Source organism: Lactobacillus juensis (assembly GCF_036246285.1).
In the GTDB taxonomy this organism is placed as follows: Bacteria; Bacillota; Bacilli; order Lactobacillales; family Lactobacillaceae; genus Lactobacillus; species Lactobacillus juensis.
Window position 1 is genome coordinate 138,891 of record NZ_BTTS01000003.1, and the last position, 13,497, is coordinate 152,387.

Consider the following 13,497-nt stretch of genomic DNA (forward strand, 5'->3'; position numbering starts at 1 on the left):
GAATAAAGGGTATAGCTAAAATGGCACAAAAAGTTAAAGCTAATGAAACAAAAATAAGAATAGCCAGCATGTTAAATGAATTGCTAAAAGAAAAGGACATTGAACGAGTTTCTGTAGTTGAACTTTGTCAAAAAAGTAATGTCTCTCGTACTACTTTTTATAAATATTTTCAGGACATATACGACATTCACCAATGGTTATGGAAATATTATTTGGCGGACTGCATGAATAATATTTATGTTCAATATGGATGGTATGATGGCCTGTTAAAATTCTTTTCTGTGATGTTAAAGCATAAGGAATTATTTCAAAACAGTGAGAAGGGGATCACACCATTTCCAGAACAAGGTTATGAAAATGTATTAAAAATTATTAAACAGAAATTTTATCAAAAAGGCATATATTTAACGGAAAAAGAAAAAGTAATTCTAAAGTACTGCATTTATATGCAAGCCTCGGCTACTTCTAAATGGATAAGGGATAAAATGCAAGATGATCCTAAAGAAGTAACTAAAGCTTTAATTTATGCTCTGCCAGATTTTATTCCTCAAAATTAACTCTTATGTTAACAAAATCACGAATCTGTAAATTGATAGATTGGCTAAATAATCTAATCTAGTATGTGAAGACAGTAACATGCTAGATTGGAGGAATTAAAATGGCAAGTTATAAAGATGGCAATTATCATGCAGAAAATCAAGGAATGCATGATTTGGTAAAAGTAGATGCAAAAATCAAAAATAATAAAATCGTTGAATTACTGATTGACGCTAGTAAAGAGACTAAAAATATTGGACAGTTAGCAGCACCCAAAATGCAGGCTAAAATTTTAGCAGCACAAAGTGCAGACGTTGATGTAATTAGTGGTGCGAGTGTCACTTCAAATGCAATTAAGAAAGATATTCAGGAAATCATAAATGAAGCCAGTGGAAAGCCAGCTCAAAGTAAAAGCATAAAAAAGGCTCCTGACTGGCTCGGAAATGAGCCTCAAATTGATTCTGAAGAAATAAAGAAGGTTATTCATGCTGATATTGTAATAGTTGGTGGTGGCAATGCTGGAACAATGTGCGCCTTTGCTGCCAGTGAAAAGCACAAAAAAGTTGCTGTAATTGAAGCCCAAGCGGAAGATAATGTCTATTATTACGGTATGCATGATATTGCAGCTGTTAATTCTAATTTTCAACTAGAAAATGGTGCGCCTAAGATTAAAAAGAGCGAATTTATTGCTGAGTATCAACGAAGAACTCATAATCGGACTGATCCTATGCTAGTCAAGCAGTTTGTAGATAATAGTGGTGCTATGATAGATTGGCTAATGGATCATGCTGCTCCTGAAGTTGTTAACAAAGCATGTTTGTTAAATGTTACTTCTAAACATGATTATTTACCTCAAGGCAGGGAAATAAATAAGTTTACCAGTTGGACTGGTGCTGTGCAAATTAACTATAATGCTGCTGCCCCCAAATTAATAGCTGATGCTGAAAAGCAAGGAGCAAAATGGTATTGGGAAACTAAGGGGGTTAAACTAATTCATGAATCATATTCAGTTGAAGAGCAAGATGAAAAAACTTCTGAAAATGGTGAAGTGAGTTTCTTTAGTAAAAAAGTGCCTCATCAAAAAGTTACGGGAGTTATTGCAAAAGATAAAAATGGTCAATTTATAGAGTTTTTGGCTAATGATGCGGTTGTTCTAACTGGCGGGGATTATGGTGGTAATCCTCAAATGTATGAAGCTTTACAAGACGAGAAAAGAAATGTATATGAAGCTCATGGCTTGGACACAGAAGAATTACACTGTCCAAGTTTTGGCAGAGATGGCAGTGGCATAAAAATGGCTTTATGGGCTGGAGCCACAATGGATCCGGGTCCGCGTTGTGCGGTTGATCCTCAGGTTATTTTAAATTCTGATAAATATGCAACCAATGTTTTACGCTGGGGCTCAAGCTTTTCAGGACAGCCTGCACCTGAAATAGGCGCATCACGGTTTAATCCTTGGGGGTCACCATTTGTTTACTTTGATAGCAATGGTAAGAGATTTACTGATGAAACTGTTCTCGGTGTATTTGGAATGAGAGAGCGTGTCGAAAGGTCGAAACCGGGTAGATATTTTGCAATTTGGGATAGTCAGTGGCCAGAATTAATGCGCAGATCAATTCCAGAGCACTTTTCTGTACCAACAGGCGGTGATGAAGAAGTTGATTTGTATCAAGAATTCCAATCGTGGCTCGATCGGGGCGCTAAAGGTGCAAAGACCAACCCTGGCGAAACAGTTTCATGTTGGGGTGCTCAAGATTTGGACACTTTGCTTACATATATGCATTTGAATGAAAAACAAAAAGAAAATATTAAAGCAGAAATTACTAAATATAATCATTTCTGTGAACAAGGTGAGGATACAGACTTCGGTAGGGATCCAAAACTCCTATTGCCGATTAATAAAGGTCCATTCTTTGGCATGTACTTTGTTGAAGATAAGCCAATGACTGGAATAGTTACCTTAAACGGAGTTAACACAGATTCTGAGCAACGAGTAGTTGACTCTAACTGGAATCCAATCGACAATTTATACGCTTGTGGTAACAATGCCGGTGAAAGATTCGCAATCGAATATTCTACTCCAATGCAAGGGTTGACCCTTGGCATGGCCATGACCTTAGGTTGGGTACTCGGTTATCAATTAGCGCAGAAGTAAGATTATATTTTTTAAAGGACAGTACCGGCAGTTTTAAAGCGATCAGTAGAATTAGCCAATATTGCAAATGTGGGTCCAGCGCGTAAACCAGTGAAAGAAACCACGACTCAGGTTGACCAGGAAATTATTCAAATGCTCAAATATTATGGTCTGCATTCATAGTTAAAGCTAACTAATTAACTTACAATTCTCACGTTAACTTTGATGTCACTGTTTCATGATTATTCACTTCAATAGAAGAAACAACATCTTATACTAAAAAGCAATGGTAAACATAATGCAATGATTGTGATAATAGTGGATTTGGAAACTTTAATATAATAAAAAAGACTGACAAATTTCGTTTGTGAAACGCTGATTTATCAGTCTTTTTGTGTATAGCAATCTTAGCTAATGCGTTAGAAGTATTTTACTATGCTTTTTTGTTCATTTCAGAGAAACTATTGTTAACTTTTTTGGAATTAATCGGCTCTCCTAATGTTTATTTGTTTTTTCTAGAACTGTCATGAATAAATAATTTACGAGTATCAAAGGTAGTCTTATGGTAAATTGTATTATATAACTTTCTTTTTGGATGAGCCCAACCCATACCACGCTTACCATAGTTGGGAATAATGGCTCTTTTTATAGCCCTTGTTGCTCTTCCCTTTGTTCTGGCAGAAATAGACCTTCTTAAACTAGGCTTTCTAAAACCGATTTTAATCATTATTTATTCTTCTCCTTAATCTTCCCATTTACATAAGGTGTAACCCTGGCTAATAGCCCTTTTTAACGACATTTTGGTTATGTTTCTATGTGCTCTTCGCAGACCACGGCAACCCGGATTAAAATGGTATCTTCTCCCCGAATTAGGAGCTATATAGACTTTACGTACATTACGTTTGGCTATACCTTTGCGTCTTTTTTGCTTTCTTTTGCGAGTAGCTTTTCTTCTTTTAACAGTTACTTTTTCAGTAACTACTTTTTTCGCATTACTTTTTACTACTTTTGTTGATTTTGCAATAACTGTTTGTTGTGCACTTTGTATACCTATGTTGCCAGAAACAAAATTAGTTAAAAAAGTTATAAAAACTACTACAAAACAAACCCATATCTTTTTATAAAAAGGCTTTTTATACTGCATATTTTACCTCCCAAATAAAATAATTAGTTCCTTAATATAATCATATCGCATATAGAAATAAAAAGTGCAAGTTTTTATATAAATGTATATAATAGAAATCATATATATTAAAGTGAAAAAGTGTTTGGAAGCAAAATCTTGATTTTCATTTAAGCAATATTTGTGTAATAACCAAGGGGAGAAGATTATGAGTATAGGACCTTTGTCAGAGTGGGTTACTGCAGCTGCAGAAATCGCTGCGGTATGCGTTGCTTTATTTTTACCTGTTTATGATAAAAAACAGGAAAAACGCAAAAAGACGCGCAATATGAAGGCGATTTTTAGATTTTTAATTAAAAAAGCACTAGAAGAAAAAGATACCTCAAACTTGGAATCTTACTTTAAAATCAGTTATCTGGTGCTTGACAGTAATGACGACAAGCAGATTTATTCAATAGTGCAACATGCAATTGAAATTTTGAATGATGAAAATATTTCGCAAGATAAAAAAGAAACGGACATTAAGCAGCTGCTGGAATATCTTAAATAAGCAAACTTTATTTCTGAACGAATTAAAACAGGGGTGAAAAGTAACAAACTTTTTACCCCTGCTTTGTGCTTACAATTGTATTTGAATAACCTGTACACCATTTTTGATAAACCCTTCAACCGTATCTCTGGGCGTAAAAGAATCAGTGATCAATAAGTCTATATCACTGGCCTGACCGATTACAAAATTAGAAAATTGGTTAAATTTGCTGTAATCAGCAACTACTATTAATTTACGAGATTGTTTAATAATAGCTTTGTTTACTTTTGCTTCTTCCATAAAAGGTGTTGAAATACCCCGTTCCAGGCTTAAACCCGCACAGCCGATAATTGCCCAGTCAGCAAATATTTTTAAAAACGGTTCAACTGCCAAGTCACCGCTCATAATCATTTTGCGAGAGACGTTACCACCACTTAGGATAATTTGGCTGTTACTGGCTCGCATGTCTAAATTACCCGCATAGCCATTATTGGTTAAAATGTTAACGTCTTTTTTGAGTAAGTACGGAATCGCCTCAAAAGCGGTAGTACTTGAATTGATAAAGACCCAATTATGTTTCTCAATGTGAGAAGCTGCTTCTTCACCGAGCCTTTGTTTAATGTAGCTGACAGAATCAGTAAAAGGAACTTCTTCTGGCTTTACTAACGAGATGATGCCCTTTTCCTGCAATATCTTGCCTTGATTAGCCAGATTGCTGCAGTCTCTGCGAACTGTCATGATAGAAACGTTCAGCTTTTGACTCAATTCATCTAAGCTGATCTCTTTTTGGTGGTTAAGTAAATCAATGATTTTTTGGCGTCTATTTTTGATTTCTTGATACGAGTTCTTCATTTTAAATTCTCACCATAATAACAACTATTTATTTTCAGTAACAAAAATTACCATAAAATATGATAATTATCAATAAAATATCTTATTTTTTGTAAAAATACCATAAAAAGTAATAATTATCTTTTAATATGGTTGAAAGCGATAACATACTACAATATAATTTAACATGAAAACAAGGATAAAAAGAACATAGGAGGAAAAAATGACGAAACCAACTAATATTAATGAAGTGACACCGCAAGTTTTTGCAGAAAATAATTTCCCAGAATGGGGCACTTTCTTAAACGAGCAAATCGCTGCAAAAAAGGTACCTGAAAAATCGTTTGCAATCTGGTGGCTAGGCTGCATGGGTACCTGGCTCAAAACACATGAGGGTACAAATATTGCAATTGATATGTGGAACGGTACAGGTAAACACACCCATGGCGACGGCAAGATGCGCCAAGGTCACCAAATGATGAGAATGACAGGTGGAGAGGCTTTACAACCTAATTTACGTAATAAACCGTACGTAATTGACCCATTTGCCATCAAAGATTTAGATGCACTGTGTGTTACTCATACTCACCACGACCACTTGGATATTTATACAGCAGCTTGTGTTAACAAGTTTTGCCCTAATGCAAAATTTATTGGTCCTCAAGGCGTAGCTGATGAATGGGAAGAATGGGGCGTTCCATCAGAAAAAATCACTGTAGTTAAACCTGGAGATGAAGTTAAGGTTGGTTCAGTGACAATTAAGGCTTTGGAAGCTTTCGACCGGACTGAACTTGTTACAGAAGATGATCCGAACGTTAAATTGGCAGGTACTAAGCCAATAGAAATGGCCAAAGTAGCAGTTAACTACCTCGTAGAAACTTCGGGTGGAAACTTATACCATTCAGGCGATTCACACTATTCTAACACTTTTGTGAAACATGGTAACGAAAATAAGGTTGACGTTGCCCTTTGTGCATATGGTGAAAATCCACGCGGAATTACGGATAAACTTGATGATTCACAAGTTTTACGCATGGCAGAAGCTTTAAAGACAAAAGTTATTATCCCAATGCACTATGACATTTGGACGAACTTCTATAGCGATCCTAAAGATATCTTGGCCCTGTGGAACAGAAAAAAGAATCGCTTACAATATCAGTTTAAACCATACATTTGGCAAGTCGGTGGCGAATTTAACTTCCCTCAAGATAAAGATAAATTTGAATATATGTACGATCGTGGCTTTCATGATGCATTTAAGAATGATCCTGACTTACCATTCCCAGAATTACTATAATTCTTTTTTTCATTAAAAATTTGGTAGGAGGAAATCATGCTCAGATATTTTTTAGAAAATCACTTGATTAATATCAGTCAGAAACACCCGAAAGATTGGCAGGAAGCCATCAGGATATCCGGTGAAATAATGAAGAAAAATAATCTCGTCACGGATAAATATATTGATCAGGTAATTGCAGACGTCAAACAATATGGACCGTATATTGTGATTGTTCCCGGTGTGGCAATGCCCCATTCGCAAGCCAACAGTTCGGAGGTTTTAGGTACTGGTATTGGTCTGACAATATTTCCAGAAGCAGTTTCCTTTGACCCAAATGATCCAGAAAAAGATGCGCAACTATTCTTTATGCTAGCTGCTAAAGATAACCCTACTCATATGAAAAATATTGCTAACCTTTCCAACTTGCTGATGGAAGATGACATGATTGAAGACCTACGTAAAGTGAAGAATTTACAAGATTATCAAAAAGTCATGCAAAAACATGATAAGAGTAAAGAAAAAAGCAGGTAAGAAAAATGCAAAATATTTTAAATGCTTTATTAGCTATTTGGAGCTACTTTGCCACTAATGTATTAAATCAACCAGCGTTCATGATCGGTTTCATCGTTCTCATTGGCTATATTTTGGAACGTAAAAAGTGGTATGAAGTTCTGTCAGGTTTTTTAAAGGCTACAGTTGGCTACTTTATATTAGCTGCTGGTTCTGGAGGTTTAGTTAACACTTTTAGGCCGATTCTTGTAGGCCTAAAAGATCGTTTTCATCTTAGTGCGATGATTATCGACCCGTATTTTGGACAAAATGCTGTTAACGCCGGCATCATGCAACGCTTTGGCCGTTCATTTGCGGACACAATGCTATTACTGTTATTTGCCTATATTATTAATATTTTATTGGTCAGATTTTCCAAATACACTAAGCTGCGGGCCGTGTTTACTACGGGCAATGTACAGGTGCAGCAGGCAGCAACTGCCTTTTGGCTGATATTATTCTGTTTTCCTAAATTAAATCGCTTTTCGATTTTAGCAATCATGAGTTTGATTTTGGGGCTCTACTGGGCTGTGGGTTCAAACCTAACAGTTGGTATCACTCAAGAATTAACTGATGGAGCCGGTTTTGCTGTTGCTCACCAGCAGATGTTTGGTATTTACTTTTTTGCCAAGCTTTCCGAAATGATTGAAAAGCATTCGGTGAAAAAGAGCAAGGGTAAAAACAAACGACTTGAAGACATTAAATTGCCAAGTTTTATGTCAATCTTTAATGACAATATGGTATCAACTTCAATCTTAATGTTGATTTTCATCGGCGCAATTTTAGTAGTTTTGGGGCCAGATTACTTAACCAAGGCTCACTTTATGCAAAAAGGACAAAGCTTTGTCTTTTACATTTTGCAAACAGCCCTGCAATTCTCAGTTTATCTGGCAATCCTTCAGCTTGGCGTTAGAACTTTCGTTAATGAATTAACTGAATCCTTCACGGGAATTTCAGATCGCTGGCTGCCAGGAGCTGTACCTGGCATTGACGTTGCTGCCACCTTAGGTTTTGGCTCCCAAAATGCACAAACTATTGGTTTTATGTTTGGCGCATTAGGCCAATTTACCATGATTATCTTATTGCTTGTTTTCCACTCACCAACTTTGGTTATAGCCGGATTTATTCCACTGTTCTTTGACAATGCCGCTATCGGCCTGTATTCAAATGACCGTGGAGGCTATAAGTGTGCGATGATTATGCCGTTCATTTCTGGTTTAATCCAAGTTGCAGGTTCAGCTTTAATTGCTACCTGGGTAGGGATGGCAAGATACGGTGGCTACCTCGGCATGTTTGACTGGGCGACTGTTTGGCCATTCTTCACTGTAATCATGAAATATCTCGGCTATATCGGTGTAGCAGTAATCATTATTATGCTTTTAGCTATTCCACAATTACAATACCGTGCCGATCCTGAAGGTTACTTCATGATCACTGAAGATTACCCAGCATGGAAGAAATTAAATAATAAAGAAGAATAACTATAGAAAGGACGATTCTATATGAAGATTTTGACTGCGTGTGCTAATGGTTCAGGAACAAGCTTAATGCTGCTGCGGACTGTCAAGAAGACATTGGAAAAGATGGGCTACCAAGTAACTCAAGCTGATCATACTTCTATTTCAGAAGCAAAAGGCATTGCGCGTAACTATGACGTAGTTTTTACCTCAATTCCATTTATCAGTATGTTTGATGAAGTTAAAAAGCGTGGCGGTGAGGTCATTGGCATAAAAAATGTTATTTCAGCTAAAGAAGTTGAAGATAAAGTAAATGCTTCTGACATTCCCACAAAGTTTAAAAAGTAATAGGAGAAAATAATGGACTTACCAAAATTACAAGTAGCTTTAGACAGTGACAATACAGCGCAGGCAATAGATGTTTTGCGTAAAGTTGAAGACGTAATTGATGTTGTTGAAGCGGGAACTATTCTGGTTTATAGAGACGGTTTAAGTGCTGTTAGGAACCTACGTGCAATGGCACCAGATAAAATCTTGCTGGCTGATATTAAATGTGCTGATGCTGGTACAAAGTGTGGTCAGTCATGCAAGGATGCCGGTGCTGACTGGATGACATGTATTAATGCAGCTACTGTTCCTACTATGAGCAATGCTCAAAAGGAAATTGAAGTTCAAGTTGAACTTTACGAAGGCTGGGACAATAAAGAAAGAATGCAAGAGTGGCTTGATCACGGCATTCATCAGGTAGTTTACCATCAAAGTCGTGACGCCAAGTTTGCTGGCCAAAAATGGTCGCAGCAGGACGTTGAAAATGTCAAAAATCTGATCAATATGGGCTTTAAAGTTTCCGTTACCGGTGGCGTTCATCCCGAAATTTTAAAGCTGTTTAAGGGAGTTCCAGTTTATACCTTTATCGCTGGTCGTGCTATCAGAGAAGCAGATGACCCACACGCTGTTGCCAAACAGTTTAAAGACGAAATCAACAGAATTTGGGGTTAATTAAATACTAAAAAAGGGGGATAAGTGAGAGAACGTTCATTTTCCCTTTTTTAATAAATATAAGGAGAGAAAAATGACAGTTAATGCTTTAGGAATCTATGAAAAAGCTTTGCCCCAGAACTTGTCGTGGCGGGAAACTTTTGAATTAACACATGACTTGGGCTTTAATTTTTTAGAATTTTCCGTTGACGAAAGCGATGAACGTTTAGCACGCTTAGATTGGACACGAGACCAGAGAAATGAAATTCGTAATCTAATGTGGGAGACAAATACCAGGATAAATAACCTCATGCTATCGGGTCACCGACGCTTTCCCTTAGGTTCAGCTGATCCGGCAATTCGCGAGAAATCCTTGTTAATGATGCAAAAAGCAATTGATCTTTGTGTCGATTTGGGAATTCACAATATTCAAATGGCCGGCTATGATGTTTTTTATGAAAAAAAGACTATGACTTCCAGAGAATATTACGTTGAAAATCTGATTAAATGCGTCCATATGGCAGCTAGGAAAAATATTATGCTGTCAATTGAAACGATGGATGATCCCTTTATTAACAGCCTGACTAAGATTGCCCATTATCATGACTTAGCTAAAAGCCCGTGGCTGCAAGCATATCCTGACTTAGGCAATTTGAGTGCCTGGCCAGAAAACGATGTGCCAGCGCAACTTGAAAAATACATTGATACTATCTGTGCAATTCACTTAAAAGACAGTAAAAAAGTTACCCCAACTTTTAAGGGTCAATTTAAGAATGTACCTTTTGGTCAGGGCTGCGTTGATTTTACTGGTTTACTCCGTACTTTAGTCAGATTAGATTACAATGGCAGTTTTACTATTGAAATGTGGTCTGGAGATAACGGTGATGAAAATGCACTTGATGAGGTAAAAAGTGCCAAGGTATTTTTTGATGATATTTTTAAACAGGTAGGCATTACTCAAGAAAAGGTAAGTTAAAGGAGAATAAGATGCTGGAAAAATTGAAAGAAGAAGTCTATGAGGCTAACATGTCACTACCCAAGTTAAATTTGGTGACTTTTACTTGGGGCAATGTTTCAGGAATAGATAGAGAGCAAGGCTTATTTGTAATTAAACCCTCTGGGGTCCCCTATGAGGAGCTGAAGCCAGAGGATCTGGTGGTTATTAATTTAAAAGGAGAGGTAGTTGAAGGAGACAAAAATCCGTCATCAGACACACCAACCCATACTTATTTGTATAATCATTTTCCTAAAATTGGTGGAATTGTGCACACCCATTCACCATGGGCAGTTTCATTTGCGGCTGCCAAAATGGATATTCCTGCACTAAACACAACTCATGCAGATACCTTTTATACTGCTGTGCCGGCTGCTGATGCCTTGACTAAGGCAGAAATAGAAGAAGATTATGAAGGCAATACCGGTAAGACAATTGTGCGTACCTTTAAAGAGCGTAATCTTGATTATGAAGCCACACCAGCAGCTTTAGTCAGTCAACACGGCCCGTTTGCTTGGGGTGAAAATGCGGCTAAGGCAGTTTATAATGCCAAGGTGTTGGAAGTAGTGGCAGAAGAAGATTTTCACACTTTAGAATTAACCCATCAGAATTCCGAATTACCGCAGTATTTGCTAGATAAACATTATTACCGTAAACATGGTCCGAATGCTTATTACGGCCAACGGTAAAAATTAAAAATTGAATCATTAAAAAAACTGATAAATCTTTGTTTGACGATGTAGACTGAATTCTTATTCAAGCTGCATAATTTTAACAAGGTTTATCAGTTTTTAATTTAAAATTGTTAAGCTGCTAATATTTAGTTTCTTTAATATCGTCTTCTGGCCGGTGCTCTTGAATCCGAATTACCTGCCAGGTAAAATCACTTTCAGGCACATCCTTTAAGTTGATGTTCAATTCGTCATCAGCAAAAGTGAAATCCAGCTCAGTCCTGTTCTCAATCATTTCGATGCGATTAGGCTTATTTATTAAACCATGGACTTTAATAGTTTCTGGCAGGGGAGCCTTGATAAAAAGATACTTTTGGTAGTGCACGTGTCTATTTTGTAATACAAAAGCATTATTTTCAGCAACCCCACTTATTTTAAGCGCGCAGGGTTCGCTTTCATTAAAAGCATGACCAAAAAGATGCATCCAGTTGTTGATTTGCTTGAGCATTTCTTCAGTTGCAGAAGGCAACTTCCCATTATCTGTGACCGGAATATTAATTATCGTATTTTGCCCATCTTTACGATTAGCTACAAGCTTTGCAATTGGATCCGCTGAGACTAAATCACAACCTTCTTTAATAGTTTCTGCATCGACCAAAGCAATAGTGTATTTTGCACAAGCTTTTTTAAAGTCTGTTTGATGAGCGTCAACGCTGACAGCCCGGGCACCTATATTGCGAGCAGTTTTAACTAAAAAATCAGCGTCTACATCTTTTGCGCTTTTTAGTTTAAAATTTAATACGATGGCAAAATCAGGATTCATTGATTTCTCTCCTTCAGTAGATATTATTAATAAGTTTAACCCAAAAGGTGGTAAAGATGAAAATTATTATTTCACCAGCAATGAAAATGACAGTTGATAGTGACTCTTTTTCTGCAAGAACGCACCCACAATTTTTAGCTCAAGCTCAAGAATTAGCCGCATTTTTAAAAAAATGCAGTTTTAATGAATTACAAAAAATTTGGCAATCTAGCGAGCGCACAACTAAAGAAGGTCAAAAGCAGATTCAAACTCTAAACTTGAATCAAAAAGATGGTTTAACTCCTGCCATTATTTCTTATTCTGGCATTCAGTATCAATATATGGCTCCGGACTTGTTCACTAACCCCGCCTTGTCTTATTTGCAAGAGAATGTCCGTATATTATCAGGTCTGTACGGTGTTCTGCGACCTTTTGATGGCGTGTGGCCATACAGATTGGAAATGAAAAATAAAGTAGAGGGTTTTAAACAGCCCAACTTATACCGTTTTTGGGGCACGACAATCGCTGATAACCTTTTTAATGAAGATCAGATACTCATTAATTTGGCTTCTAAAGAATATTCTCGCAATGTTACTCCATACATTAAGAATGGCAGGCAGATGATTACTGTTGATTTTCAAGAAAGGAAAAACGGTCAGTGGAAAACAGTTGGGGTGCATGCCAAGATGGCTCGTGGAGAAATGGTGCGCTATATTGCTGAAAATCAATTAACTGAAACGGAGCAACTGCAGGACTTTCATGATTTTGGTTTTGTGTTTGAGCCGAAAGTTAGTACTGATAACACTTATGTTTTCAGGACAAAGTTCGATTTTAAACGGCGCTAAAATTTAAGATATAGAAATGTGAGGTTATTATGCAAATTGTTTTTGTTCGCCACGGTCAGACAGATTTAAATAAAACTGGTCGTATTCAAGGTTCGGTTTTTGATCATGATTTAGATGAGACTGGTCGTGCATGTGCTGAAAGAGCTGCTGCGAATTTCGATCCTGCGGGATTTGATGTAGTTTTTTCAAGTCCTTTAAAGAGATCTTTGACAACCGCTGAAATTTTTACTAAAGGACAAAAAGAAATAAAAATTGATAAAAGGCTAACGGAAATTAATTTTGGCGAATGGGATGGTCATTTCCTTTCAGAGCTGGGGCAAAAATATCCTGATGCCATTGATCCTTGGGGCAAGGCTGCAGCTGACTATATTAAATATGCCCCGAGTGGCGAATCTTTTGCGGCACTGGATCAAAGGTGCGGCAGTTTTCTAGATGATATGAAAAAGAATTACTTGACTAAAAAGGTGCTCGTATTTTGTCATGGTACTTTGATCAGAATGATGTTTGCCCACTACTTTACGCATGGTGATATGAAATATTTTGAAACCATGGATAATTGCGCTTTAGCCAAAGTTTCCTACCGTGATGGTATTCCCCGGGCAAATTATTATAACCGTATTTTAACTTTTGAATAGCGTATTAAGTCTCATTCAAGAGGCTTTTTTTTATGAAAACAAATATTCGAGCATTATAATTGACGACTAAAAATAAATGAACTATTATTTTTATAAAGTGACACGATGTCACTTATGACAAAGGGAGATGATT

The 13,497-nt window shown here is 36.8% G+C and carries 16 protein-coding genes; 12 read left to right on the top strand and 4 right to left on the bottom strand.

Annotated elements, in window-relative coordinates; all coding sequences use genetic code 11:
* Positions 1-20: 20 nt before the first annotated feature.
* Together AAA926_RS08495 and AAA926_RS08500 are read left to right on the top strand one after the other, a co-directional pair.
* Positions 21-557, top strand: coding sequence for a TetR/AcrR family transcriptional regulator (locus AAA926_RS08495; RefSeq protein WP_198180303.1), 537 nt, complete (start codon positions 21-23; stop codon positions 555-557).
* A gap of 101 nt (positions 558-658) precedes the next feature.
* Entirely contained in the window at positions 659-2,692 is a 2,034-nt protein-coding gene (locus AAA926_RS08500) for an FAD-binding protein (RefSeq protein ID WP_198180305.1), read from the top strand.
* 481 nt (positions 2,693-3,173) lie between these two features.
* On the opposite strand, the gene AAA926_RS08505 is transcribed toward AAA926_RS08500, so the two are convergent.
* Both AAA926_RS08505 and AAA926_RS08510 read right to left on the bottom strand, forming a co-directional pair.
* A complete protein-coding gene (locus tag AAA926_RS08505; protein WP_223896702.1) occupies positions 3,174-3,398 on the bottom strand; it encodes a hypothetical protein in 225 nt (74 codons plus the stop codon).
* A gap of 15 nt (positions 3,399-3,413) precedes the next feature.
* Positions 3,414-3,815: a hypothetical protein gene (locus AAA926_RS08510; protein WP_338212326.1), complete on the bottom strand. Its 402-nt coding sequence runs from the start codon at positions 3,813-3,815 to the stop codon at positions 3,414-3,416.
* Positions 3,816-4,002: 187 nt separating this feature from the next.
* Between AAA926_RS08510 and AAA926_RS08515 the strand changes: the two genes are divergently transcribed.
* Complete coding sequence (locus AAA926_RS08515; protein ID WP_338212327.1) at positions 4,003-4,344, top strand: hypothetical protein; 342 nt, start codon at positions 4,003-4,005, stop codon at positions 4,342-4,344.
* Positions 4,345-4,413: 69 nt separating this feature from the next.
* Here the strand turns inward: AAA926_RS08515 and AAA926_RS08520 are convergent, their stop codons facing one another.
* A complete protein-coding gene (locus AAA926_RS08520; RefSeq protein WP_198180310.1) occupies positions 4,414-5,175 on the bottom strand; it encodes a DeoR/GlpR family DNA-binding transcription regulator in 762 nt (253 codons plus the stop codon).
* 202 nt (positions 5,176-5,377) lie between these two features.
* Here AAA926_RS08520 and ulaG point away from each other — a divergent pair, with 202 nt between their 5' ends.
* The 7 genes from ulaG to AAA926_RS08555 all read left to right on the top strand — a co-directional run bounded on the left by ulaG (position 5,378) and on the right by AAA926_RS08555 (position 11,100).
* Positions 5,378-6,451: an L-ascorbate 6-phosphate lactonase gene (ulaG, locus tag AAA926_RS08525; RefSeq protein WP_198180312.1), complete on the top strand. Its 1,074-nt coding sequence runs from the start codon at positions 5,378-5,380 to the stop codon at positions 6,449-6,451.
* Between the two features lie 36 nt (positions 6,452-6,487).
* Positions 6,488-6,964, top strand: coding sequence for a PTS sugar transporter subunit IIA (locus AAA926_RS08530; protein WP_198180314.1), 477 nt, complete (start codon positions 6,488-6,490; stop codon positions 6,962-6,964).
* 5 nt (positions 6,965-6,969) lie between these two features.
* Entirely contained in the window at positions 6,970-8,463 is a 1,494-nt protein-coding gene (gene ulaA / locus AAA926_RS08535; RefSeq protein WP_198180316.1) for a PTS ascorbate transporter subunit IIC, read from the top strand.
* 21 nt (positions 8,464-8,484) lie between these two features.
* Positions 8,485-8,787, top strand: coding sequence for a PTS sugar transporter subunit IIB (locus AAA926_RS08540; RefSeq protein ID WP_198180318.1), 303 nt, complete (start codon positions 8,485-8,487; stop codon positions 8,785-8,787).
* 12 nt (positions 8,788-8,799) lie between these two features.
* Complete coding sequence (locus tag AAA926_RS08545) at positions 8,800-9,438, top strand: 3-dehydro-L-gulonate-6-phosphate decarboxylase (protein WP_198180320.1); 639 nt, start codon at positions 8,800-8,802, stop codon at positions 9,436-9,438.
* Positions 9,439-9,511: 73 nt separating this feature from the next.
* Positions 9,512-10,393, top strand: a complete 882-nt coding sequence (locus tag AAA926_RS08550) for an L-ribulose-5-phosphate 3-epimerase (protein ID WP_338212328.1) — start codon at positions 9,512-9,514, stop codon at positions 10,391-10,393.
* An 11-nt stretch (positions 10,394-10,404) separates the two neighbouring features.
* A complete protein-coding gene (locus AAA926_RS08555; RefSeq protein ID WP_265893583.1) occupies positions 10,405-11,100 on the top strand; it encodes an L-ribulose-5-phosphate 4-epimerase in 696 nt (231 codons plus the stop codon).
* A gap of 124 nt (positions 11,101-11,224) precedes the next feature.
* On the opposite strand, the gene AAA926_RS08560 is transcribed toward AAA926_RS08555, so the two are convergent.
* A complete protein-coding gene (locus AAA926_RS08560) occupies positions 11,225-11,905 on the bottom strand; it encodes a hypothetical protein (protein WP_338212329.1) in 681 nt (226 codons plus the stop codon).
* Positions 11,906-11,961: 56 nt separating this feature from the next.
* Between AAA926_RS08560 and yaaA the strand changes: the two genes are divergently transcribed.
* Together yaaA and AAA926_RS08570 are read left to right on the top strand one after the other, a co-directional pair.
* Complete coding sequence (yaaA, locus tag AAA926_RS08565; RefSeq protein ID WP_338212330.1) at positions 11,962-12,729, top strand: peroxide stress protein YaaA; 768 nt, start codon at positions 11,962-11,964, stop codon at positions 12,727-12,729.
* A gap of 29 nt (positions 12,730-12,758) precedes the next feature.
* A complete protein-coding gene (locus AAA926_RS08570; protein ID WP_338207165.1) occupies positions 12,759-13,364 on the top strand; it encodes a histidine phosphatase family protein in 606 nt (201 codons plus the stop codon).
* The last annotated feature ends 133 nt before the right edge of the window (positions 13,365-13,497 follow it).